This is a genomic window from Rhodopirellula sp. P2, assembly GCF_028768465.1.
Taxonomy (GTDB): Bacteria; Planctomycetota; Planctomycetia; order Pirellulales; family Pirellulaceae; genus Rhodopirellula.
The window spans coordinates 5,490,538-5,515,287 of sequence record NZ_CP118225.1 but is presented as its reverse complement, the minus strand read 5'-3'; the positions used below and the strand labels follow the sequence as shown (position 1 = coordinate 5,515,287).

Genomic DNA, 24,750 nt, shown 5'->3' with positions numbered 1-24,750 from the left:
TCGATTCATGATTCGCCCTTTTCCTGAAAGAGGCAACTTCTGTACAGGCGTTAGAGGAAGGTTTGTCCAGCAGTTGTTTGCGACGCAACAACATTATCGCTGCCTTGTTCACGCAATGCATTTCATCGCCGTGCAATTCATATTCATGCATTTTCAACTCATGCGTTCGATTCATCCCCTTCAAAGAATCTTGTTCGCGTTTGCCGGATGGCTCGCACTCACAACTTGTGTGCACGCGCAGTCCAGCCCTGGCTGGCAGATGGGGCAATCGACTTTCAATGGCTCGGGGTACGATTTGCCTCAACCACTTCCCGCTCCGGCGGCGGTTCCTGCGGCCGAGAGTGCCCCGTCGACCGCCACGGACTCCTTGGACTTGCCAGCGGATGCGTCGGGGCAGGAAGCCTCGATGAACTGGAACGAATTGCCATCGGGATGGAACGAGGCGTTTGGTTTGTCGCCTGCCCAGTTGGAGTCGCCGGTCCTGGATGCTCCGTTGCCTGACAGCGTGATTCAGTCAACCAGCTATTCCGATGTGGTTGCATCAGGCCATGTGATCGAGTCCCCTCCTTTGCAGGAAGAGGTGGTCAGTTGGTACCAGCGACCTTGGGTTTGGATGACCAAGGGTTGGAAGAATCATGCGGAGTTTGGTTTGGATGGCAGTTCGGGCAACGCAGACACGTTGGCTCTGCAGACTGGGTTGGAGATGAAACGCAAAACCGACAAGTACACCTTGGCGTTGGATTTTGATTATCGGCAGGCCAGTGCCAGCGACGTCATCACCGAGGACAACGGTCGATTCAATCTGGATTACGACCGTTTGATCAACGATTCCAATTGGTCGGTGTTTGGGAAGTTCGGGATGGAATTTGACAAGTTCAAATCCTTTGATCTGCGTTTGAATTTGAATTCAGGTTTGGGCTACTACTGGATTCGAAACGACACAACGAACTTGGTCACTCGCTTTGGTGCTGGTGCGTCCAAGGAGATTGGGTCACCAGATGATTCCTGGATTCCGGAAGCTGTGTTGGGCATCGAAGCGGATCATCAGCTGACGTCTCGCCAGAAGGTGAAAGCGAAGTTGGATTTCTTCCCGGCCTGGGATGACTTCAGCGATTACCGTTTGGTAACGGACGTTGCGTGGGAGACCCTGCTCAGTGACTCCGACAACTTCTCGTTGCGATTGTCGCTCACGGACCGATATGACAGCACGCCTCAAGGTGCGCTGAAGAACGACTTCTACTACTCCGCGTTGCTGCTTTACAAGTTCTGAGCTCCGTCGAGACTCCGTTCGCAGCGGACGTGGGAGCTGCGGCGTGAGTTTGAGTGAGCCGTGAGATGTCTTCCCGCCCAATCTGGCGGGCGATTCTCCGTGGGCTTTTCTGCTTGGGGCCTTTCTGTGCCCCTGCTACCTGTTCGTCCATTGGGGCGATCTGACCGGGCAAGCCTGCCGGGCAATCCTGCCGAGTGGACCATTCGTTGGCACCGTTGCAATCGGAAGATTCGATTGGACTGTTTGGCTGAACGGGCGATTGCCCACGGAGAAGGATGCCTTCCGTCGGAATGATCGCGGAGTGGTGGCTTTTTGTGACGTAGGCTGCATCTGTTCGCTTGAGTTGCGGACCCATGACACCACCTACGCGGGAACCAATCTCCATGGTCACTCGAAACAAACCATCGCATCGCAACGGGATCGCCGTCACGGAATTGGCCGTGGGGTTGCCGTTGTTGCTGGTGGTCATGATGGGCACGGTCGAAGCGTGCACGATGATTCGCTTGCAGCAAAAAATGAAAATGGTTGCCTACGAGGGCGCACGCGTTGGGCTGTTGCCTGAAGCCATGGCGGACAACGTGGAATGGCAATGCGAGACGTTGAGCGCCGATCAGCGATTGAATGACATCGTCGTCGTCTTGGATCCCGTTGACCCGCGGACGTTGGATTCCGGTGACTGGTTCACAGTCGAAGTCCGCGCACCGTTCTCTTCGAATGCTTTGATGGGTGGATGGGGATTCGGAAACTATGACTTGGCCGAGTCGGTCACTCTTCAAAAACCGTGATTGGGAATCAACAGCGATGAATCGATTGAGAAGCCAATCCAGGCAAAGCGAAGGGGCAGTCATTGTGCTGCTCGTCATCATGTTGCCCGTGTTGCTGATCATGGCGGCCTATGCAATCAACATCGCTTACGTCGAAGCGGTCACGGCGGACAGCCAAGTCGTCACCGACGCAGCGGTGTGTGCCGCGGGACGGATGTACGTTCAAACCGGGGACAAGGCCGCCGCGCTGGCCGCCGCTCAAGACGCCGCGGCGCGGAATCCCGTTGCGGGGCAAGTCGTGCCGATCAGCATGGGTGATCTCGAATTTGGGATCAGCGTTCGTGAAAGTCTCGAGGAGAGCTACAGCTTTGAACCGTTGACCAATGAAAACCAACTCGGAAATGCGGTTCGATTGACAACGCTGTCATTGGCGAACGCACCGAACGCGGTTTTCTCACCTTTGTTCCCGACTCTGGGAACCAACATTGAGATCCGTCCACGCCGGGTTGCCGTCAGCACTCAGAGCACCATGGACGTGGCGTTGGTGATCGACCGCAGCGGTTCGATGGCGTACGCGAGCGATGAAACGCCGGATCCTTACGTCAACCCGGCTGCTGCGCCGCCCGAGTGGACTTACGGTGCCCCCGTGCCTCCCAATTCACGTTGGTTGGATTTGGTCGCCTCGGTCAATGCGTTCAGCGGGTTTCTTGAGGATTCGCCGCAGTCAGAAAAACTTTGTCTGACGACCTATGCCGACAGCGGGACTCGAAATTGTGATTTGACTCACACCTATTCGTACATCTCTGATCAGCTCGACGGGATCTCGTACCAGTTTGATGGGGGTGGGACCAGTGTCGGATATGGGTTGGAAAGTGGTTTGGCGGCACTGACCGATGCCACGCATGCTCGACCCTATGCCGTCCGCACCATGGTGTTGATGTCCGATGGGCACCACAACACGGGGAGGAGTCCCGAGAGCATGACATACGCTTTGAAGGGTTCTGGCGTGACCTTGTTCACGATCACGTTCAGCGACGATGCTGATCAGTGGCGGATGGCGAGTCTGGCGAATGAGTGCGGCGGAGAGCACTTTCATGCATCGGATGCGACCCAGTTGCAAAACGCGTTTGAGCAAATTGCGAAGAAGCTTCCGTCGTTGATGACCCAATGAGCCCATTTACCTTCTTTCGTTTGTTCTCCGCCTCGCGGTTTCGCATCATGATTCACACCCAGCTTCAGCGGCCACCCTTGACGACTAACGCTCGCGTAGGAGCGACGGTGGTTGAAATGGCGATCGTTTCCACCGTGCTGTTCACCATTTTGGTGTCTGGCATCGAGCTGACTCGCGTCGCAATGCTCCGGCATTCTGCGGACCATGGGGCCTACATTGGTGCGCGGCGTGGGATCATCACAGGCGCCACCTCGGAAGAGGTCCGAGAAGTCGTTCAAACGCACATGCGGGCGGTTGGCATTCGCAATGCTGCCGTGACTGTGATCCCGGACGAAATCGTGGAAGACACCTCGGAGGTCGAGGTTCGAGTCGGTGTCCCACTGCTTCAGAACACTTGGATCAGTCCAGGGTTGTTTGGCGAGAGTCTGACTGGCCGAGCAAGATTGCTCACCGAGCGTGCCGCAATGGTGATGAGCCGAACCATCCCGACTCCGCCGCCACCACCACCACCGGAGCCCGAACCAGAGCCTGAACCAGAGCCTGAACCAGAGCCTGAACCAGAGCCTGAACCAGAGCCTGAACCAGAGCCCGAACCGGAGCCCGAACCGGAGCCTGAACCGGAGCCCGAACCAGAGCCTGAACCACCGCCACCGCCGTTGTTGTAAGTTGCGGGCGGTTGGGATCGGCGAGACGGATCGTGGGAAATCAACGTCAGCTCAACGGTTTCCTTGCGATGCCGTCCTGACTTTCGGGTCAACGAGTTGGCGTGAGATCGGCGAGAACGTCGTGGAGTCCCTGACGATAAGTTGGGAACTTCATCGCCGGAATCAAGTCGCGGCGAACGCGACGGTTCCAAATGCGTTTGTCGGTTTCGCTACGGAAACGAACTCCTGAATCCGCATCCGGCTCGACAAAGGTTGGCTTGGGGGATCGTGTGTCTCGAGCGATCTGGCGATAGAACTCGCGTCGCACGACCGGTTCATCGTCGCTGACCACGTACAGCGGGCAGCGTGAACGCTCATCGAAGCGTTGGCTGTCAAAGTTGTTCATGACAGCGGTTGCAGCGTCGTCGACATGGATCAGGTTCAGGTGCCCGCTCGCTGGAGAGGCGATCGGGCGACCAGCGATCACATCGGCTGCCCGCGGGACTCGTCCGGGGCCATAGATTCCCGCTAAACGCAAGGTCGTCGTTGGGCGACCGAATCGAAGCGATCGGAGTTGGGCTTCCGCGGCCAAGTGAGCTTTGCCGCCCTCTCGCGAAGGTTGGGTGGGCGATGTTTCGTCGACCCACATGCCACCGGATTGATGGTAGACCCCGGTTGTGCTGATGTAGCAAACATCGGGCGACTGATCCGGCGATCGGCCTTGGTCCAAGTGGCGAACCAAGCGTGCCAACCCGTCAACTTGAGACGCAAACCGTTCCACGCGACTGTTTCGGTCGTACGCCACCGCGATCAGAACGTGGGTCGCCGCTGGTAAATGCTGCAGCGTCCGCGAATCGTTCCAATCAAAGGCGATGGGGGTGAATCCTTCGGCGGCGAGCGTCTCGAACCGCGTTCGGGTGGTCGCGGCGACGTGCCATCCCAATTGTTGGGCCAGTCGTCCGACTCGCAAACCGAGGTACCCGCAACCGACGATGAGCAACGATTTTGACATGGCAGAACTGGCAACCGCGGAGGAAGTAGGAACGGTGAGATCCGAGGGCAGGTCAACCGAAGCGAGATCGGATTGGCTTGTCCTCCGAGCTTGAAATCAGAAGGGGATGGGCGGAGTGGCGACCAAAGGGACAAAAAAAATGGCGGATTCGTGAGAAAACCGCAACGAAATAGGAGCGGGCGTGAACGTTTTGTTGGGCCCTGGCATCCAAGGCGAGCGGATGCCCCGAAGAGCGATCCCCGCCACGCCTCCGCCCAATGGTGCAATTGCAACGATTCCGGGGGTTGGCCGGATGGAAGGTGTTGCAACGGCACTTTATCGACTGAACGACGTTGTCGCGAGCGGCGAGACCTTGAACCAAGTCCTGGTCGGTGGGGTACAATGGGAACCGTCCGTCTTTCCTCCTGATGAATCACGCGATGCCATTTCACGACACGCTCGGACTGAGGCTGTTTGCCAGTTGCTTTTTGTTCGCTCTGGCGATGCCTCACTCGGTGAGTTCTGCGCAGATTGTTTCGGGAGTGCCCTCGACCTTTGGCGGTGCGCCGCCTCTGCCACCTGGGGCGATTTTGGTGCCGCCGGCACAAAGCGTCCCCCGAGTGGTCCCGTCAGGTCCGGTCACGCAAAACGCGTTCGCCCAAAATTCTGGTTCCGGGGCTTTGACGGATCAAACGGGTGGCACCTTCACTGAGCCCCCGTTCGAATTGGAACGGTTGGTGGAAGCGGGGGGGATTCCGACATCATTGGATCAGTTGCGTTTGTTGCAGCGGCAACAGCAACGCGTCGCCGCCGCCGCGGAAGCTTGCACCGTCAGCGTTCAAATTGGGCCCGCCCAAGGTTGTGGCGTGATCATCACTTCCACCGGCTATGTCTTGACGGCAGCTCACGTGGCGATGCGTCCTGGCAAGTCCGCCATGCTGACGCTCAACGACGGTCGAACGGTCACCGCGAAAACGTTGGGAATGAACCGCAGCGTCGACGCGGGGCTGATGAAGATTGATCCCGGCCAGAACGCTCGCGATGCGACTGGTCGTGAAATCGGTTGGCCACATGCTTCGTTGGGAACCAGCGAGAATCTCAAGTCTGGCATGTGGTGCATCGCAACCGGGCATCCCGGCGGCTACGAAGCCGACCGCGGCATGGTGACACGGGTGGGCCGAATCTTGGCCGTCTATCCCGACCGATTGGTGACGGATTGTGCGTTGATCGGTGGCGACTCCGGCGGGCCGCTGTTCGATTTGTCGGGCAAACTGATTGCGGTGCACAGCCGGATCGGAAACGATGTCGCCGACAACTTGCACGTTCCCGTGGACCACTACAATGAGCACTGGGACAAGATGCAGGGCGGCAACGCTTGGGGATTCTTGCCGGGCTTTCGTCCGGTGCTGGGGATCCGGGGCAACAGCGAAGGCGGAATCGCCAACGTGGTGCGAGTCGGTCCGGGATCGCCCGCGGATCAGGGTGGCATTCGCGAGGGGGACCAAGTGGTGACCTTTGGCGAAGTGGACATCACCGATTTTGAATCATTGAAGTCCGCGGTGTCCGACACAATGCCCGGCGAACGAGTGAAAATTTGGCTGCGACGTGATGGCCAACCTGTCAAAGTGATTGTGGAGATTGGCCGTGGAGATTGACATGCAGAACACAGCTCGAAAGTCACTGAAGCAAGCGCTCACGTCTCTGGCGACGGTGGCGATCGTTGCCGCGTCGATCACAGGGCCTGCGTCAGCGCAAGAAGAAGCGTCCGTGCCGGCTTGGTTGCAAGAACGCTTGGTCGAACGCGTCATGCACCGCCGTGACAATGGTGAGATGATGCAGTTGGTGCGTCCGATCGCCGAGCGTGCGGCAGATGGCGTGGTCGGCGTGATCTGCGGTGGGCGTCCGGTTTCGCTGGGAACCGTGGTCGCAAAATCCAGCTTGATGGGCGGTGCGGCGGTGGCAACGACCGATGCCTACGTGATCACCAAACGCAGCGAATTGTCCAACGACCCGATTCGTGTTCGACTGCGTGACGGCCGAATGTTTCCGGCGCGAGTTGCCGCGGTCAGACGGCGAAGCGATTTGGCGTTGCTGGTGATCGAACGCGACCACACGGGCACGTTGCCGATGCTTCGCCCGGTGACGTTGACCTCCTCGGTTCCTGTCGTCGGCAGCTTTTTGATTAGCCCGGATCGAACCAATCGAGTCATCGGTTTGGGCGTCATGGGGGCGGGACCACGCCGCGTCGAACATCGCGGGATGCTGGGCGTGCAGTTGAACCCCAATGCCTCCACCGCAGGCGCACAAGTCGAACAGATCCTTCCCAACAGCAGTGCGTCGGAAGCCGGATTGGAATCGGGGGACCGGATCATTGCGATCAACGGGCAAATGCAAAACAACAAAGACGCGGTGATGTCGACTTTGCGAAGGATGTTCCCTGGCGAGATCGTTCAGTTGACCATTGTTCGCGACGGTGACACCAAGGAGTTGTCCGCGAAGATGCGGGAAGCATCGATTGTCACCGAATCAGAAAACGACGCTCGCGTGAATGGAGCCCGCAACATTCGGCTGTCTGGGTTCGAAGAGGTCTTGCAGCACGACACGGTGTTGAACCCCGACCAATGTGGCGGGCCGTTGCTCAACAGTGACGGCCAGGTCATCGGAATCAACATCGCTCGCGCCGGTCGAGTGGTCAGCTACGCGCTGCCTTCCTCGTTGGTCTCGGTGGAAGTGTCCAGCATGATCGCGGAAGCGGGTGGGAAGTGATCATTGGTTGACGCGGCATCTTCCGAAGGCGATTTCAGACCTTTCGCAGTTCAGTGCGTCAGTTGCCAATCTCGATTGAAGGTCAGCAACCCTGCGCTGATTGGCACGATCGTGAATTGCCCCAAGTGCAATTCATTTGTCCAAATTGATTCGCCTGATTCTGAAAACGTGGGGAAGACGCGGCCATCTCCACCACCAGTTCCTCCTGCGCCCGCACGGGCGTCGACGGTTCCGCAAGTCACGCTTGGGGACGAGTCGATTGGTAGCGAGGCGATGACGGAAGCCGGCATGTCCGTCGGTGATCTGCCGGGGGATTTCGCGAATGAGAACCCCGACGATCCAGGCCTTGTGCCTCCGTCCGGCAGGAGAGATCTCAGCGGCGAGGGAGAGGCTCGTCGGCTCAACACTCCCCCACCCCAGACCGAAGCGGGCGTGGCTTTCCAAAGCGAAGGCGGAACCAGTGCAGCGGCCTCTACCGTCGCGGAAAACGCCGCGGTTGCGAGTGAACTGAATGGTGGTGTCGACCCCAACGAGCTTTACGAAGCACGGCGCCGTGGGACGTCCAAGTCCGTTGCGATGTGGATCGTGGGATCGTTGCTCAGCGTCACACTGATGGCGGGGGTGGTTTGGTGGCTGCGACAACCAGATTCAACGGCTGGAGTGGTGGCAGCGGGAGTTGGTTCAACGGGCCCTGGCTCGCCCGTGGACACCGCGAATGATCCAGCGAGCCAGGATCCGAGACTGGAAACCGAGTCCGATTTGCAGCCAGGCTCGAAGGACCCCGGTTTGTTGCCAACCGATTCAGTGCCTCCTGGGGACGAAGTGAATTCGCCGGAGGACACCACTTTCGGGAACGGTGGCATTTCGGAGGCAACGCCCGCCGTCCCGGCGACGGATGGAGCAACGGTTGCCGGCAGTGATTCCCAGGCAATGATTCCGAATGATCTGATGCCGAGCAGTCCGCTGGATGGATCGCCTGCCGTGCTCGGTCGCGACCAGCCATCCACGGGGCCGGTGGCTCAGCCGCCTGCAAAGGAAACGGAACCAGATCCGGTGATGGAGTTGCCTCCAGAATTTGCTCAGTTTCAGATGCTGTTGGAGATGCCGGGACAAGCCCCCGACGCGCCTCCGATGTCGGAGGCTCCGGTGCTAGAAGACGTTGTGCTGGATGTGGCCGCGAATGAATTTGTGGATCCGATGTTGATCGCGACTCCGCCAGAGGAAGTCGACATCGAGACGGCGCTGAAGATGCGGTTGGCGATCAGCACCAAGGGATACCCGTTGTCGGATTTGATCCTGTTCATCGGCGAAGCCACGCTGATTCCGATTCAGTTGGACTGGGTGTCGATGGATTTGGCTGGCACGAATTTGCGGCAGCCCGTTGCGACCAACGCAAAGGGGTGGACGACAATGGGGCAATTGCTCGGTGATGCGGCACGTTCTGCTGGTCTGAAGATCGAAGTGGAAGAGAACCGGCTGGATTTGTCGTTGCCAATCGAAACGTTGCAAGCGAAAACCAAAACTCTGGTCGGGCTGGATGATTTTGGCGATGAACGCGGTTCAGCAGAAACACTGTTGGATCGGCTCACGTCCGCCGTGGAACTGGAGCCTCGTGACGCGTTGCACCTGCGTTGTTTGACGACGGAGTCACTGCGTCGGATGCGGCAAAATGAGTCGATGCTGAGTGACGATGTGATGGCTCGCTGGACTGCGGCCTACGTTCATCAGCCCACCGAGGCTTTGGTCGATGCAGGCTTGCCGCCCGCTTGGCCGGAACTCGTCAAGGGCGAACCGGGATCGCAGTTGGACACGGCGATCGCGATGGCGGGATTGTTGCGACGAACCGCTCGCGTCAACGGTGCAACCTGCATCATCAACTGGACGGATGCTCAACGGCGCCGTTTGTCACCGGGGCAGTTGGTGATGGCGTATGCGGGGGAACCCGGCAACGAAGTCCCGGCGGGCAAGATGCTCAACCGGACGCTGGATCCGATGGGATTGCAAATTCGCGAGGTCGATTCATCGCATTGGTGGGTTGGAACATCGGCCACGTATGATCGACTGCCGGTCGTCGTTCGAAGTGCACCATTGGGGCCTCGACGCGACGACGTGCTGCACCGAATTCGCGAATCCGCTCGCCTGGTTGGGGTTGGTTTGGCCATCGAACACGATCCGGTGTCGGACGGTTTCTTGGCCGTGATGCCGAGATTTCTCTATCGCCAATTGCCAAAGATCGTCGGCCCGGAACTCTGATTCCACGGCTCATTTGATGTACCCGGTCAGTCCGACCAACAACAAAATGCCGGAAGTGATGGCGGCGGTGGACTGGACGACGATGATGAGGCTGACCATGTTCGCTCCTGTGAATGGAGGTTGTTTGCAAGTTCATCTCAATATGCCGGGTGTCGCTGAAGAGTCTCTGAAGAGAACCTAAAGCATGCTTTAAGTCTGAGGCAAAGTTTTTCTTTGGCTGGCCCGTGGTTGCCTCCTGGCGGCCAGGATAAAGAATTCTTCATCTTGAGTTCATGGCCGGCTTATCTGGATGACCAGACTGGTGTGCGTGTCTGGCGGGAACGTTTTTCGAAGCACATCGTGTGGGCTTTGAATCAAATTGAAATGCGGTGAATTGAAATGCAGCGAGCAATTGAATGAGCGTGCGGGTGCTGGTGGTCGAGGATGAGCCGGGGATAGCAGATTTTCTCGTTCGAGGTCTGAGCGAAGAAGGCTATTCCGTGGTCCATTGCGAGGACGGCGGTCACGCTTGGTTGCGATTGCAGTCCGAGACCTGGGACTTGGTCATCTTGGATTGGTGGTTGCCAGGCGAAGATGGGCTGCAGATCCTGCGGCGGTTTCGTCAGAAGAACCGCTCCACTCCGGTGTTGTTTTTGACCGCACGCGATGGCGTTAGCGAGCGGGTCACGGGATTGGACGCGGGGGCGGACGATTACCTGACCAAGCCGTTTGCCTTCGAAGAATTGCTGGCCCGAGTGCGTTCGCTTCTTCGACGCCAAGGCCAATCTGATTCGCTGCACTTGGAATACCAGGACATTCGAATCGATCTGGCTCAACAACGCGCCACCCGAAGCGAGGTGCCGTTGGATTTGACGGCCAAGGAATTGTCGTTGTTGACGATGTTTGTGCGAAACCCAGGTCGCGTGTTGTCGCGCACTCGAATTTACGAAACCGTTTGGGACGAAAACTTTGATGGGCTGTCCAACACGTTGGAAGTGCATGTGAAGGACCTGCGTCGCAAGTTGGAAAAGGCCGGTCCGCGAGTGATCCAGACTCGTCGTGGGCAGGGATACATTCTGGAATCATCGCCGTGAACGCATGAGTCTTACCAATCGCGTTTGCGTTTTCTTCTTGGCTGCTTTGGGAATCATCCTGGCGGGGTATTCGTTGGTGTTCTATTCGATCACCAGCGAGCACGTACGTTCTCGCTTCGACGACGAATTGGGGGGCGTGCTGAAATCACTGATCGCGGCCGCCGAAGTCGAGGAAACGGAAGTCAAATGGCAGCCGTTGGAACACTCGATCGACTTTGGCGTGCACGATGAGTTCGGTGCGGTCCACTGGGTGGTGATTGGGGACGATGGCGTGATCGTCGAACGCTCGCGAGCGATTGATCAGGAGTTCATGTCGCGGGTCGCTGGCCTGACGGCGTTCACATCGATCCCGCTGGGGCCGTACGTGGAAACCGATGTTGCTGCGGAGACGACTTTGTCCGATGGCTGGGCGATGATGAGCCGGCAAGTGTCCGCACCACGGCCAGTTCGCTTGCTGCGGGAATTGGATGAGTTTGATCAGTTGAAGGTGGTGGTGGGACGGTCGACGGCCCCGCGAGATGCGATCCTGTTTCGGTTGATGTTGTTGGTCACACTCTTGCCTTTGCTGGCTTGGTCAATTGCCGCGTTGCTGGGGCAGTGGATGGTTCGAAAGGCGCTTCGTCCGGTCGCGGCGATGGCGGAACAGGCGCAGGCGATCTCCGGAACCGATTTCGATTCGCGTTTGACGCACACGCATTCAGGGGACGAACTGGCTGAGTTGGCGACGGCTTTCAATCGATTGCTTGGTCGGCAACAGGAGGCATTCGATCAGCAGCGTCGATTCGCAGGGGAAGCCGCTCACGAGTTGCGTACCCCGCTGACGGTGTTGCGAGGCGAAATCGATGTGACGCTGCGTCGTCCACGCAGCGAAAGCGAGTATCAGTCGACATTGTCGACGTTGCGAAACAAAACGCACACCTTGCAAGAGATCGTCGAATCGCTGTTGTTTCTCGCTCGCAATGACCGCGATTCTTCGACGCCAACGCTGCGTTGTTTTGAGCTTCCATGCTGGCTGGAATCTCAACGGACGACGTGGCCGGTCGAGGCACGAAGAGACGATGTTCAGCTGGAAATCGCGTTGCCGGAACATGCCTCGGTCCGTGCGACGCCGGCCTTGCTGGCCCGCGTCGTCGACAATCTGGTAGGCAACGCGGTCAAGTACAGCCAGCCAGGAACGCCGATCGTTGTTCGAGCGTTGCAGGAAAATGACGAGACGCTGATTCAAGTGGTTGATTCAGGAGCCGGGATCCGTGCCGACGAAGTTCCAAAGTTATTCGATCCGTTTTTCCGCTCCAGTGATGCTCGTCGTCGTGGGATTGCCGGCACCGGATTGGGATTGGCGATCGCCAGTCGAATCGCAACCACGCTGGGTGGCAAGCTGGAATGTGTGAGCACTCCGGGGAGCGGAAGCTGCTTCACACTGCGTCTGCCAAAGTCGCAGCCCGCCTCGAGCGAGAAATCCGGCTTGATGAACTGAAGTTTAGATTGGCTTCAGGTATCTCTTACCCGACGGCACGATACTTCTTTCAGACGTTGGCACTACGCTGGCGTTCACCGTTTCGAAGCGGTTTCTAAAACACTTCGTTGAAAGAGGCGAGTGATGTTGCGTTCGTTAGTAAGTGCGTTCCGAGAATGCTTGTTCGAAACCGCTGATCCTCGTGAAATGGATCCGATGTCGATGACGCTTCATGACTGCTTGCGATTGTTGGGCGAGAGTTCTTCGCCAGTGGATCGCAAGCGGGACGCGGTGAGATCGGAATCGAAGGCCACCGTGACATTGGCAACATCGACGCTCAGTAAGAGACAGCATGCGAGCGGGCATTGAACCCAGGAAACCGAGAGCAACTCGTCGCGAGCTGTGGGTGGCTTGGCACCGAAGCGTTTGCGTTCAGGCTGGGACGCCGCGGGATTGGGCGACCTGGGGGACTCGGGAGATGAGACCGAGAGCAAAGAAAGGGGCGGTTGTTGTCAACCGCGCCATTCATTTCATTTTGATTGTCAGCGGCCAACCTGGGCAGGAGGTTGGTCGTCGTTCGCCAGGAGGCTTTGGCGATGGAGGTAAAGCGAGTCGAGCGTCGTCGATCCGTGGAGCGTCCGCTCGACTCAGCTGAATTACTTAGCGGCCAGAGTGCGAAGTTCTTCCAGTTCGACAGTCAAACGGTGACGCAGAGGGCTCTCGTCACGCAGTTCACGTTCGAGCAGTTCTTCTGCTTGCTCAAAGGTGTCTTCCGTGCACTTTTTGGGGTCGTTGACGAGTTCACGAAACATTCGTTCGATGGTGGCTTCAGTTAACACGGCGGGGGGACCTCAAACGGGGAAGCGGGAAATGGGGAATGAAACGTCCATCTTAAGATGGCAGGAAGTGATCGCAAGTGCAAACAAACCTTGGACTTCGAACTTGGACGGGAATCATCCGTTCCCCCGCGGCAGGGGCATTGGATGCATCCAGTCCCGACGACAGATGAACCCTCGCCCGATAGAATGGGGGTGGTTGTCTCGTTTCACTTCTCTGCAATAGCGGTCCCGATGAATTCTGACACGCCTTCTGAACCACCTTTTGACGGTCCTCCCAACGACGAAAACGGGTCCGGGGGAAAACCACCCGGCGAAGGCCAGCCTGGTGGCGGGCAATGGGGCGATGGACTGCCAGATGGCGGCCAACCGACCGGTGACCAACCCGAGGAAGGTCAACCGGGATCTCCCAATCCGGCGAACAACCCCGCTGAGAATCCGGCTGCTGAGAACCCTGCCGTTCGGGCTCGGGTTCCCGATCACGTGGCGGGCGGTTGTTTCAGCACGGGTGCGATCGTGATGACCGGCCCCAGTGAGTTCATCGTCGACTTTTTGCAAACCGTCGGGCGTCCGCACCGGGTCGCGGTTCGTGTGGTCATCCCGCACGCTGTGATGCCACAGTTTGTCGATGCTTTGCAGAAAAACCTGGATTTGTACAAAGGCCGGTTTGGCGATCCCGTGATGCCAACGCCGACGCCCAATCCGAATGCGGAACAACGCCGACCATCACCGCAAGAAATCTATGATGACCTGAAGCTGCCCGATGAAGTGCTCAGTGGAACTTATGCCAACGGAGTCATGATTGGTCACGGTGCGACGGAGTTTGGGCTGGACTTTTTGACCAGCTTCTTCCCTCAGTCTGCCGTCAGTGCTCGCGTGTTCTTGGCAGCAGGTCAAGTCCCACGTTTGCTCGACTCGCTCCGCGGTGCAACGAAGCAATTGGAAGACCGGCGTCGGGGCAACGAAGGCGACAAGTGAATCGGGGGTCAGTGAATCGGGTGTCAGTGAATTAAGCTGGCATCGTTCGTTGCTACACCTACGTTGCGACTCGTACGTTGGCTTTGGCAGTGCTCACCGAGACCTTTCAATCACGCTCGAAGAGCAGCGTTGTTTCAGCGATGACTGCTGCTGATCCGGTGAGGCGAGCGATCACGTTCCCGGACTCGTCCGATCGATAGCTGGCATCAAAACAACTGCCCGTGATCGATTCCTGGCGAAACGTTTGGCCGACTTCGAGTTTGCCGGCCGCTGCTAAACAAGCCACCTTGGCACTGGTTCCGGTGCCACATGGCGATCGGTCGTAGGCGTTGCCAGGGCACAGCACAAAGTTCTTCGCATCGGCGTGATCCGAGGGGCCGACCAATTCGACGTGGTCGATCTCTGCCCCGTCTTCGCCGGTGACTCCTTGATCGCGGAGTGCAGCTTTGATGCTCAGAGTGGCTGCCATCAACTGATCGACGTTGCTGAGTTCGAGATCCAACCCGTGATCGTCGACCAAGTAAAACCAGTTGCCTCCGTAGGCGATGTCGCCGGTGACAAAGCGGTTGGCCAGTGACGTCGAACCAGGAACCTCGACGCGAGCAGCTGCTTGATAGCATTTGCTTGGGACGTTTTCGAACGAGACCGTTTTGCCGTCCGCATGCAATTCGACTTCGATGATCCCGACGGGAGTTTCCATTCGATGGATGCCCGGCGTCAGTTTGCCTTGCCACGCCAGCGTCGCGACCACCCCGATCGTTGCGTGCCCGCACATCTGCAACACACCCACGTTGTTGAAAAACACCACCCCCGCGAAACAACTCGGGTCGATTGGTTGGCAGATCCACGCACCAACGATGATGTCGTTGCCGCGAGGTTCGTTGACGATCGGAGCTCCCAGCGTTGCGAATTTCTGCCGGAGGTGCAGACGACGGTCCGCCATCGTTGGGCCGACCAGCGTGTCTTCCAAACCAATCACCATTCGCGTCGGTTCCCCACCGGTGTGAGAATCCAACACCCGTACACGTGCAGGCAGCATCATCGTTCCCAAATCAAAGAGAGTAGGTGCAAGATTTCGCCATTGTGCGGTGAATCAATCGACAACCCGCATTGCCGTCATCTGCTTGACTAAAGTGGATCGCATCCTGCGAGATCAATGGATTTCAAAGGCTCAATGGAGTGGGGGCAATGAAGAGCCCGATTTGCGGGGGCGTCGCCCACTGACACGCACGATTCCACAGAACATATAAACATGAAATTGCCGTTTCACAATTGGATGCGCGGAATTTTGGTCGAGCGACTGCCTGCGGACGCTGGCCTTCACCTTGCCGCCTTGTTGCTTGGGGGCGTCTTCGTGACGCTTGGATCGACAGCGAACGCACTGGAGGCAACGGCGCAGCGTCCACGCGTCATCCAGCAGACATTGACGCCACATTGGACCAGTGACGATTCGTTCTGGTTCCGGCGTCAGAACGCCGATGGTTCGTTCACCGGCATTCGGGTGGATGCCACGACCGGCGAGATGACGGAAGTCGAACCGGGTGACAAATCCAATGTTCGCGAAGTGACGCTGAAGGGCGGTCGCACGCCGCGATCAGGTGGATCGTCCGAGGCCCACACCGAGATCACGTTTGTCAACCAAACCGGGCAGGCGTTGCAGTTGTTCTGGGTGGACAGCGGTGGCAAGCGTGTCCCATACGAATCGATCCCAGTGGGCGAGACCTTTGTCCGCACGACCTTTGCCGGTCATGTCTGGGAAGTCATTGGCAAAGACAAAACCAAATTGGGATACTTCGTTGCGGACATCGAACCGACACGATTGGAAGTTTCCAAGCCCGCGGTAGCGACTCAGGCCGAACCGGAACGCCGTGGACGCCGACGTCGCGATTTTCGAAGCGAGGGGGATTGGACCGCAGGGGTTCCCGCACCTGACAACGACAAGGTGATCGCTCGCTTGACGGAAGGACGTTTGCAATTGCAACATGCGAGTCCCGACGAAGAAACGACCCCGTGGAAGACCTTGATCGAACAATCGCAATTGTTGGAATCGTTCGGCGATCGCGGGGGGGAATCGGCTGAACCTTTGAAACTGGAATCACCACAATGGTCGCCTGATGGAACCGCGTTGGTGGTCCGAGCCGTCATTCCCTACCCAACCCAACCGGTTCACTTGGTCGAATCGTCGCCCAAAGCAGGCGGTCGCGCGGTGCTCAAATCGCGACCGTATTTATTACCAGGTGATCCTGTCGATGAGACCCGCCTGCTGGCGTTCCATACGGAAACCGGCGAGGCCGTGGAATTGGATTTGCCATGGATGTCCCAGCGGTTTTGGAACCTGCGCTTCGTGGGGCCTCACCGTGCCCTGTTGGCGGTCACCGAACGTGGGCATCAACAATTCCGTTTGTTCGATGTCGATCTGTTGTCTGGCGAAGTCAACACGGTGATCGATGAGCAATCGGAAACGTTCATTTGGACCACCCATAAAACGGACTTGCCACGTTGGAGTTACCTCGAAGACAGCGACGAAGTCATTTGGGTCAGTGAGAAGGATGGCCATCAACATCTCTACTTGGTCGATCTGTCGGGCGAGAACGAGATTCAACCCATCACGCAGGGCGAGTTTGTTGTGCGTGCAATCGATCACATTGACGAAGAAAATCGCGTCCTCGATTTGGTCGTCAGTGGCGTGCTTGAGGACCAAGACCCATATTTGAAGCACTACGCCCGCGTTGATTTCAGTGGTGAGAACTTCACGCTGATGACCGATGGCGATGGCACTCACACCGCCACTTTCTCACCCAACCGAAGTCGTTTGGTCGTCACTCATTCTCGTGTCGATGCGTTGCCGGTTCACGAACTGCGTTCCGCCGATGGCGAACTGATACAAACATTGGCCCAAGCGACGGTCACTCCCGAAGACGCCGATCTGAATCTGCCGCAAGTGTTTTCTGCCAAAGGCCGCGATGGCAAAACCGACATTTGGGGACTGGCGTGTTTCCCGGAGGACTATGATCCCGCCGCTGACAAAAAGTATCCCGTGGTGGAGTACATCTACGCGGGGCCTCATGATTCGCACGTTCCAAAGTCGTTTCGTTCCGCACCTTGGCACCGTGCCTACTTGGACGCAGGCTTCATCGTCGTGCAGATCGATGGCATGGGAACGGCCAACCGATCCAAAGCTTTCCACGATGTCTGCTGGCACAACCTGAAGGACGCTGGTTTCCCAGATCGCATCGCCTGGATGAAGGCTCTGGCGAAAGAGCATCCTGCGATGGATTTGGAACGAGTTGGTATTTTTGGCACCTCCGCCGGTGGCCAAAACACTGGATCCGCATTGTTGTTCCATGGTGACTTCTACGACGCCGGAGTGGCCGCCTGTGGTTGTCACGACAACCGAATGGACAAGGCCTCTTGGAACGAACAATGGATGGGGTACCCGGTCGGCGACCATTACTCCCAGTGCAGCAACATCGACAACGCAGCGAACCTGACCGGAGATCTGTTCTTAATCGTTGGCGAAGTCGACACGAACGTGCCACCGGAATCCACTCTGCGTTTCGCGGATGCTTTGATCAAAGCGGACAAGGACTTTGAATTGCTGGTCATGCCCGGCGTGGGACACAGTGACGGCGGAGCGTATGGCAAGCGACGCACGCTGGATTTCTTCATCGAGAAACTGCAGCCGGGGAGTTCAAACGAACGGTCAACCTCCGAGTCAGACGGGACCACAGAGGAAGTCGCCACTGCCTTGATCGATTTGGAAAAACTGCAACCCCAGACGGCATGGAAAGACATTCGCAATCACTATCAAACCGACCTGGAAACGCTCAAGCGTCGCTTGCCCGTGAGAGTGGCGGAGGAGCGTCTCGCACAAACTGCCGCGTTCTTGAACGCCTGGGAAAACCAACTGAAGGTCGCGATCGCCAATGAGGGAGAAGACACGCTGAGTGACGCGGATGCGGAAATCGCTCGAGAACTGATGGTATCGGTGAACGACGAAAAGTCTGATTTGAAAACACTCGTGGCCTCGTCGGAAAAGCTCCGTGAGTTGGCTCCCTTCACCTCGCAATTGATCACGCTGACGGATCTTTCCAATCGAGTGAAGACGCTCAATGGACAAGCGATGGCTGAGGAGATGGAACAACTCAACGAAATGATCCAGCTGTCGATCGAAGCAACAGAGCCAAATTCCGTCGCCGTCAGCCAGCCGGTGCTGGACGCCGCGGAAGACTTGATCCGCGCGTATCAGTCCTGGCAAACCTTTTACGAAGGCTATCACCCTGATTTCAACTGGTGGGTGCTCGATCTGGCAAAGGAAACGGGCGACAACCTCCGGTTGTGGAAAGAGACTCTGACGGTTGACGAATCGTTGACACAGAAACAAACCGAATTGGTCGCCGGAGGTTCACTCCAATCGCCAAAACCGGCAGCGGCGTTTGCGTTTGGAGACGCGTACCCGCCAATCCAAGAATGGTCCGAGCGAGAGGCGACTTGGATGCCTTCCATCGTCCGTCGCTTCACACGTCGCGGTCGCGATCGTGAGCAGAAGGACGCACAATTGCCACGCTGGAAAGAGGAACTGGCCGCTTTGGAATTGGAGGGCAAACCATTCGAGGAATGGTCGCTGGATGATCAAGTCGATTGGCATTTGTTGACGGCCGAGGTCGAAACTCAAATCGAACGCCAACGGATCGAGGACTCCGGCGTGAAGCTGCCTCCGGCCACCTCATCGGTGGAAAAGGATTTGTCGGGAACACCGGTTGGCCGCGAACGAATCGAGCTGGAATTACGGCGTCAATTCATCGAGCATTCTCCAGAGGAACTGATTGAGTTGGCGGAACGTGAGTACGCGATTGTGCGATCCGAAATGGTCCGCGTGGCCCAGGACATGGGGCTGGGAGACGACTGGAAAGCCGCGGTTGAACGGATGAAGAATCATCACGTGGCACCGGGACAACAACCTGTCTTGATCGGTGAAATGGCTGATCAATCCGTCGACTGGTTGCGAAAGCGGGATTGGATCACGGTCCCACCGTTCGCCGATTATTGCTGGCGGATGATCATGATGACTCCCGAACGACAAAAGGTGAATCCGTTCTTCACCGGCGGGGAAGTGATCAGCGTTTCGTTCCCCACGTCGGAGATGTCCCCCAGTGACAAACGTCAAAGTCTGCGTGGCAACAATATCGGGTACGCCCGCGCCACCGTGCATCATGAATTGATTCCAGGACACCATTTGCAGATGTACAGCAACGAACGGTACCAGCCCCACCGTCGGACGATGAGCACACCGTTTTGGTTGGAAGGGCTGGCGGTTTATTGGGAATTGAAATTGTACGACGATGGGTTTGCTCGCACGCCTGAGGAACGGATGGGGATGCTGGTTTGGCGAGCCCATCGGTGCGCTCGGATCATTTTCTCGTTGAACTTTCATTTGGGGCGGTTTTCACCGGATCAATGCGTCGATTTCTTGGTCGACAACGTTGGGTTCGAACGCCGCAACGCCACCGCAGAAGTCCGCCGCAGCATCGGCCCGAGCTACCCGCCGCTGTACCAAGCCGCGTACATGCTGGGGGCTTTGCAGATCCGCCAATTGCATCGGGAGATGGTGTTGTCTGGCGAAATGACAGAACGTGAGTTCCACGATTCGATCATGGAATCCGGCATGTTGCCCATCGCGATGTTGCGGGAGGTTTTGAAACAAGAACCGCTCCAGCGAGATGAACCACCGCGTTGGAAGTTCAACTGATGGCGGCCCGTACGATGGTCTTCCCAGACCGTCGAGCCTGCTAAGGACCACGCGAACAACAAGTGACGTAGCGGAAGGGCGCGAGCCCTCCGGTTCCTCACCGGGCGGCTTGCGCCACACCGCTAACATCGTCACTTGTTGTTCACGCGTTGCTAACCCCGTACGATGGTCTTCCTAAGCAGGTCGGCTGGAATGATCGGGCACAACCATGTGAGCCTTTCAGCGTTAGCCCCGGTTGCGAGTGAAAACCGTGGCTAACGCCAACGGCTCACATACCCGATGACACCTGCGTACCTGCTTAGACCGTCGCGTCAGCCTTTCAACCCTCGCCCCCGGCCAGCGTCTCCGCGGTCAGCATCACTTTGCTCAAATTCGCAACCGGGAAAAAGTGATCGCCCGGCAACACTCGCAAAGAGAACCCAGCCGACGTGAGTGATTGCCAGCCTTGCATCTTGGCTCGGTTGGCAACATGGTCTTCTGCCCCGGCCAGAGCCCGGATGGGGATGGGGATGACGGGATGTTCCGCGGACGCGACTCCTCGGGCCAGTTTCAAGTCCGCACGCACGATGGGCAGGAACAACGCGAGCGCATCGGGGTGCTCTTTCAAACCCGCCGGCAACCCGCCGTAGCGACGATCGAGTTCGTTCGCGAACGCCGTGTTGTCCCAGTCCAGCCAATCGCGGTTTTGGGTCCATTGGTTTGGAGGCGAGGCTCCCATCACGATCAACCCTTTCACGTTGGTGGAACCGGACAATCCTTCTCGCAATCGGGGCCCTTCCAGCAGGCGAATCGCCAAGCGATAGGCGATCAATGCACCGAGGCTGTGTCCGGCCAGCACCAACGCATCGTTGGCATCAAACCTTCGTTCCACCTCGGCCGCGATGGATTGGACCAGCGAGTCCATGTCCGTTTCCAGCGGATCCGAAAATCGAGATTCTCGCCCAGCCATCCGAACCGCCCAGAAATTGACGAACTTCGGTGCGTTCGCCGATGCCGCGAGGCTGCGAAACTGTTTGAACAGAGGAGCCGTCGCACCCCCGGCATGCGGGACCCACAGCAAATGAACTTTCGAGCTGGATGGCGGACCAATTTGGCACAGGGCATCATTCGCCGGCATCAGGCATTCAATTCAAACAGATGGAACAGAGGCTTCCAACACAAAGTGTTCATCGCCCCAGCCTACGGTCCCATTGCAAACTTCAAAACCCGAGACAGGTCAGTTCCCTTGGATGCCCTTGGGTTTCGCAATCGCTTGCCCGTTCAGCTATAACGAGACACCACACGGAATTTCCTCGTCATCCCCCTCGTGATTCTCGTCATGCAATTCCTTCGCCCTCTCGCCATTTTTCTTGGCTTGATCTGCTTCGCCTTCACGCTGCCGACGCCAACGCCGGCGCAGGACACTCCGTCATCCAAACCTCTGAATGTTTTGATGATCGCCGTCGATGATCTGCGACCTGAGCTGGGATGTTTTGGCAAATCCGACATCCATTCCCCCAACATTGATCGCTTGGCCGCCGCTGGCATGCGATTCGATCGTGCGTATTGCCAGGTGGCTGTGTGCGGCGCTTCCCGCGCCAGCCTGATGAGTGGCTGCCGCCCGGAAACAACCCAGTGTTGGAACTTCAAAACCCTGTTGCGGTCGCAAATGCCCGATGTGTTGACAATCCCACAGCACCTCTCACGAAATGGCTACGACACGGGATTTTTGGGCAAGATCTACCATAGCCCCAGCGACGACGCAGACGCTTGGACCGTCGATGCCAACCAATGGGCTCCGCGAGATCGAAGCAAGGGAAAAGGATACGTTCAGGCACTGCCTCGAAAACGCAATCCTGCCAACTCGAGCGAGAAGACCGGACCGTCCATCGAAAACGGGGGCGATGTTCCAGACAGTGCTTATACCGATGGCCACAACGCAGACCGCGCCGTTGCCATGCTGGAGCGGTTTTCAACCCAAGACAAACCGTTTTTCTTGGCGGTCGGATTCTTGAAACCACACCTGCCGTTCAATGCACCGAGCAAGTACTGGGACCTCTACGATCGCGACACCATTGAAATTCCCTCTCGCAAAGATGTCATCGATGGTCTGCCGTACGCTCGTTCCAGTTGGGGAGAACTGAAGAACTACACCGACATTCCCGCGAAGACGAACATGTTGAATGACGAGAAAACTCGCGAGTTGATCCATGGCTATCGAGCCGCGGTCAGCTACATGGATGCACAAGTTGGCAAGGTGTTGGACGCACTGGAAGCCAATGGGCAACGCGAGAACACGATCGTGGTGTTGTGGGGCGACCATGGGTGGTACGTCGGCGACTTCGGTGATTGGTGCAAACACACCAACTACGAGATCGCAACACGAGTCCCGTTGATCGTCTCTGCACCTGGGGTTCCTGCGGGGAAAACCGAATCACTGGTCGAACTGGTGGATGTCTTTCCCACCTTGTGCGAGTTGACCGGCTTGCCGATCCCCGGACATTGCCAAGGCAAAAGCATCGCGGGCGTGGTTCGTGATCCGGAGTTGTCCGTTCGTCCGGCGGCCTTCAGCCAATACAAAAAATCCAAGCCAGGAGTTGGGCCCGTTTTGGGGACCAGTATCCGAACGGACCGGTTCCGTTACACGGAGTATGTTTCATCCAAGACGGGCAAGCTGGAAGACATTGTTCTGATCGATTTTGATAACGATCCCGGTGCGACGCGGAACGTGGCTTCCGACCCCGCGTACCAATCGTTTCTGCCGCAATTGCACGCTTGGTGCGAACAATCTTCCACGGGACTATGAACGAAGACACAACCGCCCCCGACCGTCCACGGGTGTCTCGCCAGCAAGCTCCCAGGACGCTCAGCCGAACCAAGAAAGCTTGCTTTGGTTTTGTGACGACCGTGTTGGGTCTGGTGACGATTGAGCTTGCTCTGACGCTGGTTGGCGTTGGGCGGTCGACCGACCAAGCGGATCCCTTGATGGGGTTTTCCAGGCAAGTCCCTTTGTTGGAGCGTTTCGTCGATGAAGACGGCAAGACGTGGATGCGAACCGCGGAAAACAAACTGGTTTGGTTCAATGATCAACGCTTTCCGCTGAACAAACCCGCCAACACGCAGCGGATTTTTTGCCTGGGAGGGTCCACGACATTTGGGCGGCCTTACGACGACAACACCTCCTTCGCGGGGTGGTTGCGAGAATGGTTGCCGCATGTCGATGGAGCCAGGCATCATGAAGTCTTCAACGCGGGTGGGGTCAGTTATGCCAGCTACCGTGTGGCGGCGGTGATGGAAGAGTTGAAAGTCTATGAGCCGGATCTGTTCATCGTTTACACCGGGCAGAATGAGTTTCTCGAGCGGCGAACCTACGCGGACTTCTTTGACCAATCGCAGGCTCAACTTTGGTTGACCGGATGGTTGAACAAGACGCGGACGTACGGGGTGATCGAATCCATCGTTCGCAAAACGCGACAACCCAAACGCAGCGCTGACTCAATCGATTTGGCCGCCGAGGTGGACGAACGCCTGAACCACACGGTGGGGCCTTCGGACTATGTGCGTGATGAGGAGTGGAGCAACAACGTACGAGAACACTTTCGATTCAACGTTCGGCGGATGATTTCAATGGCTCGGTCGGCGGACGCAAAGATTCTGTTCGTCGTTCCCGCTTCCAACGAAAAGGACTGCAGTCCCTTCAAGCCGGGGCCCGACGAGGACTGGTTTGAAAGCGGGCGACGTGCCTTCGAAGCTGGAGATTTCGATGTTGCCCAGTCGGCATTTCGAGCGGCGATTGATCGCGACATTTGCCCGCTGCGTGCGTCCAGTGATTTTGCTGCGTTCATTCGTGAGCTTCCCGAATCCGACGATGTTCGCGTGCTCGATTTCGATGCCTCCCTGCGTGACGTTTGCCGTGCTGAACAGGGGCATGGCGTGCTGGGAGAAGAGTATTTCCTGGACCACGTTCACCCGACGATTGAGGCTCACCGTCAGTTGTCTCGGTGGCTGATTTCGGAGATGCAAGACGCGGGCTGGTTGCCAGAAGATTCGATTGCCTTGGATGAACTGCCCCCGGAAACGGTCGCCGAGGTGGACCGTTCTGTTTGGGATCGCATCGACCGCACTGCACAAGGAATCGCGATGCGAAACCTCGCCAAAGTCATGCACTGGGCGGGGAAATTTGAGGTCGCCGAGCCCCGTGCCCGGGATGCGATCCGAATGCTGGACGGGGATGTCGAAAGCCAGTTCATTCTCGCCGACTGTCTTCGCTGGATCGGGCGAATTGACGAATCGGTGGCTGAATTCGAACAGGGCGTCAAAGCGTACCCGGACTACTATCGCGGACTCCAACGCTACGGGCAATTGTTGCTTGAGTTGGGGGAGTATGAGTCGGCACGAGACCTGTTGGTTGTCGCTGCGATTGGATGGCCGGAGTCCGATCCGCGGCATTGGTCGGCCCGCTTTCAGCTTGCGGTCGCCCATTTAGGGGCCAGTGACTTCGAAGCCGCTCACAGTGAATTGCTGCGATGCCACGAACATGCGCCCGATGATTTGGACGTGGTGTTCGCACTCGCCGAAGCCAGTGCCGGTATCGGAAAGTCAGAGGTGGCGATCGAGTTGTACGAGCGCGTTTTGGACGCGTTCCCGGACGACGTGGAGACTCATCTCAACCTTGCCTACACGTTGCTGCGGATGGATCAAACGCGGCGAGCATCCATGCATTTCGAGACAGCCTTGCTGCTGGCGCCTGACAACACTCGGGCCAAAGCCGGGATGACTGTCATCGGCCAGTTGGATCAATCGTCGAAATAGAATCGCCT

General features: G+C 57.6%; 18 protein-coding genes. 13 read left to right on the top strand and 5 right to left on the bottom strand.

Annotated features, from left to right (window positions below):
- Positions 1-145: 145 nt before the first annotated feature.
- The 4 genes from PSR62_RS19490 to PSR62_RS19475 all read left to right on the top strand — a co-directional run bounded on the left by PSR62_RS19490 (position 146) and on the right by PSR62_RS19475 (position 3,870).
- Entirely contained in the window at positions 146-1,270 is a 1,125-nt protein-coding gene (locus PSR62_RS19490; protein WP_274404674.1) for a DUF481 domain-containing protein, read from the top strand.
- Positions 1,271-1,653: 383 nt separating this feature from the next.
- Complete coding sequence (locus PSR62_RS19485) at positions 1,654-2,055, top strand: TadE/TadG family type IV pilus assembly protein (RefSeq protein WP_274404673.1); 402 nt, start codon at positions 1,654-1,656, stop codon at positions 2,053-2,055.
- Between the two features lie 16 nt (positions 2,056-2,071).
- On the top strand, positions 2,072-3,205 hold the full coding sequence (locus PSR62_RS19480) for a VWA domain-containing protein (RefSeq protein ID WP_274404672.1): 1,134 nt from the start codon (positions 2,072-2,074) through the stop codon (positions 3,203-3,205).
- The gene (locus PSR62_RS19475) at positions 3,202-3,870 is read left to right on the top strand and encodes a TadE family protein (RefSeq protein WP_274404671.1); all 669 of its coding nucleotides are present in this window, start codon (positions 3,202-3,204) and stop codon (positions 3,868-3,870) included. Before PSR62_RS19480 ends, PSR62_RS19475 begins: the two co-directional genes overlap by 4 nt.
- Positions 3,871-3,958: 88 nt before the next feature.
- Here PSR62_RS19475 and PSR62_RS19470 read toward each other — a convergent pair whose 3' ends face one another.
- Positions 3,959-4,861 (bottom strand): SDR family oxidoreductase, encoded by a 903-nt coding sequence (locus PSR62_RS19470; RefSeq protein WP_274404670.1) that lies wholly within the window; start codon positions 4,859-4,861, stop codon positions 3,959-3,961.
- Between the two features lie 407 nt (positions 4,862-5,268).
- Between PSR62_RS19470 and PSR62_RS19465 the strand changes: the two genes are divergently transcribed.
- Complete coding sequence (locus PSR62_RS19465) at positions 5,269-6,495, top strand: trypsin-like peptidase domain-containing protein (protein ID WP_338020094.1); 1,227 nt, start codon at positions 5,269-5,271, stop codon at positions 6,493-6,495.
- Positions 6,485-7,606, top strand: a complete 1,122-nt coding sequence (locus tag PSR62_RS19460) for a PDZ domain-containing protein (protein ID WP_338020230.1) — start codon at positions 6,485-6,487, stop codon at positions 7,604-7,606. The genes PSR62_RS19465 and PSR62_RS19460 overlap by 11 nt, the downstream gene beginning before the upstream one ends.
- Before the next feature lie 50 nt (positions 7,607-7,656).
- Here the strand turns inward: PSR62_RS19460 and PSR62_RS19455 are convergent, their stop codons facing one another.
- Positions 7,657-7,896 carry a hypothetical protein gene (locus tag PSR62_RS19455; RefSeq protein ID WP_274404667.1) on the bottom strand — a complete coding sequence of 80 codons (240 nt, stop codon included), beginning with the start codon at positions 7,894-7,896 and terminating at the stop codon, positions 7,657-7,659.
- Between PSR62_RS19455 and PSR62_RS19450 the strand changes: the two genes are divergently transcribed.
- The 3 genes from PSR62_RS19450 to PSR62_RS19440 all read left to right on the top strand — a co-directional run bounded on the left by PSR62_RS19450 (position 7,895) and on the right by PSR62_RS19440 (position 12,409).
- Positions 7,895-9,859 (top strand): hypothetical protein, encoded by a 1,965-nt coding sequence (locus tag PSR62_RS19450; RefSeq protein ID WP_274404666.1) that lies wholly within the window; start codon positions 7,895-7,897, stop codon positions 9,857-9,859. The genes PSR62_RS19455 and PSR62_RS19450 overlap by 2 nt on opposite strands.
- A gap of 395 nt (positions 9,860-10,254) precedes the next feature.
- Positions 10,255-10,932: a response regulator transcription factor gene (locus tag PSR62_RS19445; protein WP_274404665.1), complete on the top strand. Its 678-nt coding sequence runs from the start codon at positions 10,255-10,257 to the stop codon at positions 10,930-10,932.
- Between the two features lie 4 nt (positions 10,933-10,936).
- On the top strand, positions 10,937-12,409 hold the full coding sequence (locus PSR62_RS19440; RefSeq protein ID WP_274404664.1) for a sensor histidine kinase: 1,473 nt from the start codon (positions 10,937-10,939) through the stop codon (positions 12,407-12,409).
- Between the two features lie 635 nt (positions 12,410-13,044).
- On the opposite strand, the gene PSR62_RS19435 is transcribed toward PSR62_RS19440, so the two are convergent.
- Positions 13,045-13,227 carry a hypothetical protein gene (locus PSR62_RS19435; RefSeq protein ID WP_047814625.1) on the bottom strand — a complete coding sequence of 61 codons (183 nt, stop codon included), beginning with the start codon at positions 13,225-13,227 and terminating at the stop codon, positions 13,045-13,047.
- Between the two features lie 231 nt (positions 13,228-13,458).
- On the opposite strand from PSR62_RS19435, the gene PSR62_RS19430 reads away from it, so the two are divergent.
- Complete coding sequence (locus tag PSR62_RS19430; RefSeq protein WP_274404663.1) at positions 13,459-14,202, top strand: DUF3467 domain-containing protein; 744 nt, start codon at positions 13,459-13,461, stop codon at positions 14,200-14,202.
- Between the two features lie 106 nt (positions 14,203-14,308).
- Here PSR62_RS19430 and PSR62_RS19425 read toward each other — a convergent pair whose 3' ends face one another.
- Positions 14,309-15,244 (bottom strand): proline racemase family protein, encoded by a 936-nt coding sequence (locus tag PSR62_RS19425; protein WP_274404662.1) that lies wholly within the window; start codon positions 15,242-15,244, stop codon positions 14,309-14,311.
- Between the two features lie 210 nt (positions 15,245-15,454).
- On the opposite strand from PSR62_RS19425, the gene PSR62_RS19420 reads away from it, so the two are divergent.
- Positions 15,455-19,951 (top strand): DUF885 family protein, encoded by a 4,497-nt coding sequence (locus tag PSR62_RS19420; protein WP_274404661.1) that lies wholly within the window; start codon positions 15,455-15,457, stop codon positions 19,949-19,951.
- 319 nt (positions 19,952-20,270) lie between these two features.
- On the opposite strand, the gene PSR62_RS19415 is transcribed toward PSR62_RS19420, so the two are convergent.
- A complete protein-coding gene (locus tag PSR62_RS19415) occupies positions 20,271-21,068 on the bottom strand; it encodes a thioesterase II family protein (protein ID WP_274404660.1) in 798 nt (265 codons plus the stop codon).
- Between the two features lie 201 nt (positions 21,069-21,269).
- Between PSR62_RS19415 and PSR62_RS19410 the strand changes: the two genes are divergently transcribed.
- Positions 21,270-22,736: a sulfatase gene (locus tag PSR62_RS19410; protein ID WP_274404659.1), complete on the top strand. Its 1,467-nt coding sequence runs from the start codon at positions 21,270-21,272 to the stop codon at positions 22,734-22,736.
- Positions 22,733-24,742, top strand: a complete 2,010-nt coding sequence (locus PSR62_RS19405) for a tetratricopeptide repeat protein (protein ID WP_274404658.1) — start codon at positions 22,733-22,735, stop codon at positions 24,740-24,742. The genes PSR62_RS19410 and PSR62_RS19405 overlap by 4 nt, the downstream gene beginning before the upstream one ends.
- Positions 24,743-24,750: the final 8 nt, after the last annotated feature.

What these genes read in the sequence shown, in the direction of transcription:
- PSR62_RS19490 (WP_274404674.1), top strand. Translation starts at nt 146, where the DNA reads ATGCATTTTCAACTCATGCGTTCGATTCATCCCCTTCAAAGAATCTTG.
- PSR62_RS19485 (WP_274404673.1), top strand. Translation starts at nt 1,654, where the DNA reads ATGGTCACTCGAAACAAACCATCGCATCGCAACGGGATCGCCGTCACG.
- PSR62_RS19480 (WP_274404672.1), top strand. Translation starts at nt 2,072, where the DNA reads ATGAATCGATTGAGAAGCCAATCCAGGCAAAGCGAAGGGGCAGTCATT.
- PSR62_RS19475 (WP_274404671.1), top strand. Translation starts at nt 3,202, where the DNA reads ATGAGCCCATTTACCTTCTTTCGTTTGTTCTCCGCCTCGCGGTTTCGC.
- PSR62_RS19470 (WP_274404670.1), bottom strand. Translation starts at nt 4,861, where the DNA reads ATGTCAAAATCGTTGCTCATCGTCGGTTGCGGGTACCTCGGTTTGCGA.
- PSR62_RS19465 (WP_338020094.1), top strand. Translation starts at nt 5,269, where the DNA reads ATGAATCACGCGATGCCATTTCACGACACGCTCGGACTGAGGCTGTTT.
- PSR62_RS19450 (WP_274404666.1), top strand. Translation starts at nt 7,895, where the DNA reads ATGTCCGTCGGTGATCTGCCGGGGGATTTCGCGAATGAGAACCCCGAC.
- PSR62_RS19455 (WP_274404667.1), bottom strand. Translation starts at nt 7,896, where the DNA reads ATGCCGGCTTCCGTCATCGCCTCGCTACCAATCGACTCGTCCCCAAGC.
- PSR62_RS19445 (WP_274404665.1), top strand. Translation starts at nt 10,255, where the DNA reads ATGAGCGTGCGGGTGCTGGTGGTCGAGGATGAGCCGGGGATAGCAGAT.
- PSR62_RS19440 (WP_274404664.1), top strand. Translation starts at nt 10,937, where the DNA reads ATGAGTCTTACCAATCGCGTTTGCGTTTTCTTCTTGGCTGCTTTGGGA.
- PSR62_RS19430 (WP_274404663.1), top strand. Translation starts at nt 13,459, where the DNA reads ATGAATTCTGACACGCCTTCTGAACCACCTTTTGACGGTCCTCCCAAC.
- PSR62_RS19425 (WP_274404662.1), bottom strand. Translation starts at nt 15,244, where the DNA reads ATGATGCTGCCTGCACGTGTACGGGTGTTGGATTCTCACACCGGTGGG.
- PSR62_RS19420 (WP_274404661.1), top strand. Translation starts at nt 15,455, where the DNA reads ATGAAATTGCCGTTTCACAATTGGATGCGCGGAATTTTGGTCGAGCGA.
- PSR62_RS19415 (WP_274404660.1), bottom strand. Translation starts at nt 21,068, where the DNA reads ATGCCGGCGAATGATGCCCTGTGCCAAATTGGTCCGCCATCCAGCTCG.
- PSR62_RS19410 (WP_274404659.1), top strand. Translation starts at nt 21,270, where the DNA reads ATGCAATTCCTTCGCCCTCTCGCCATTTTTCTTGGCTTGATCTGCTTC.
- PSR62_RS19405 (WP_274404658.1), top strand. Translation starts at nt 22,733, where the DNA reads ATGAACGAAGACACAACCGCCCCCGACCGTCCACGGGTGTCTCGCCAG.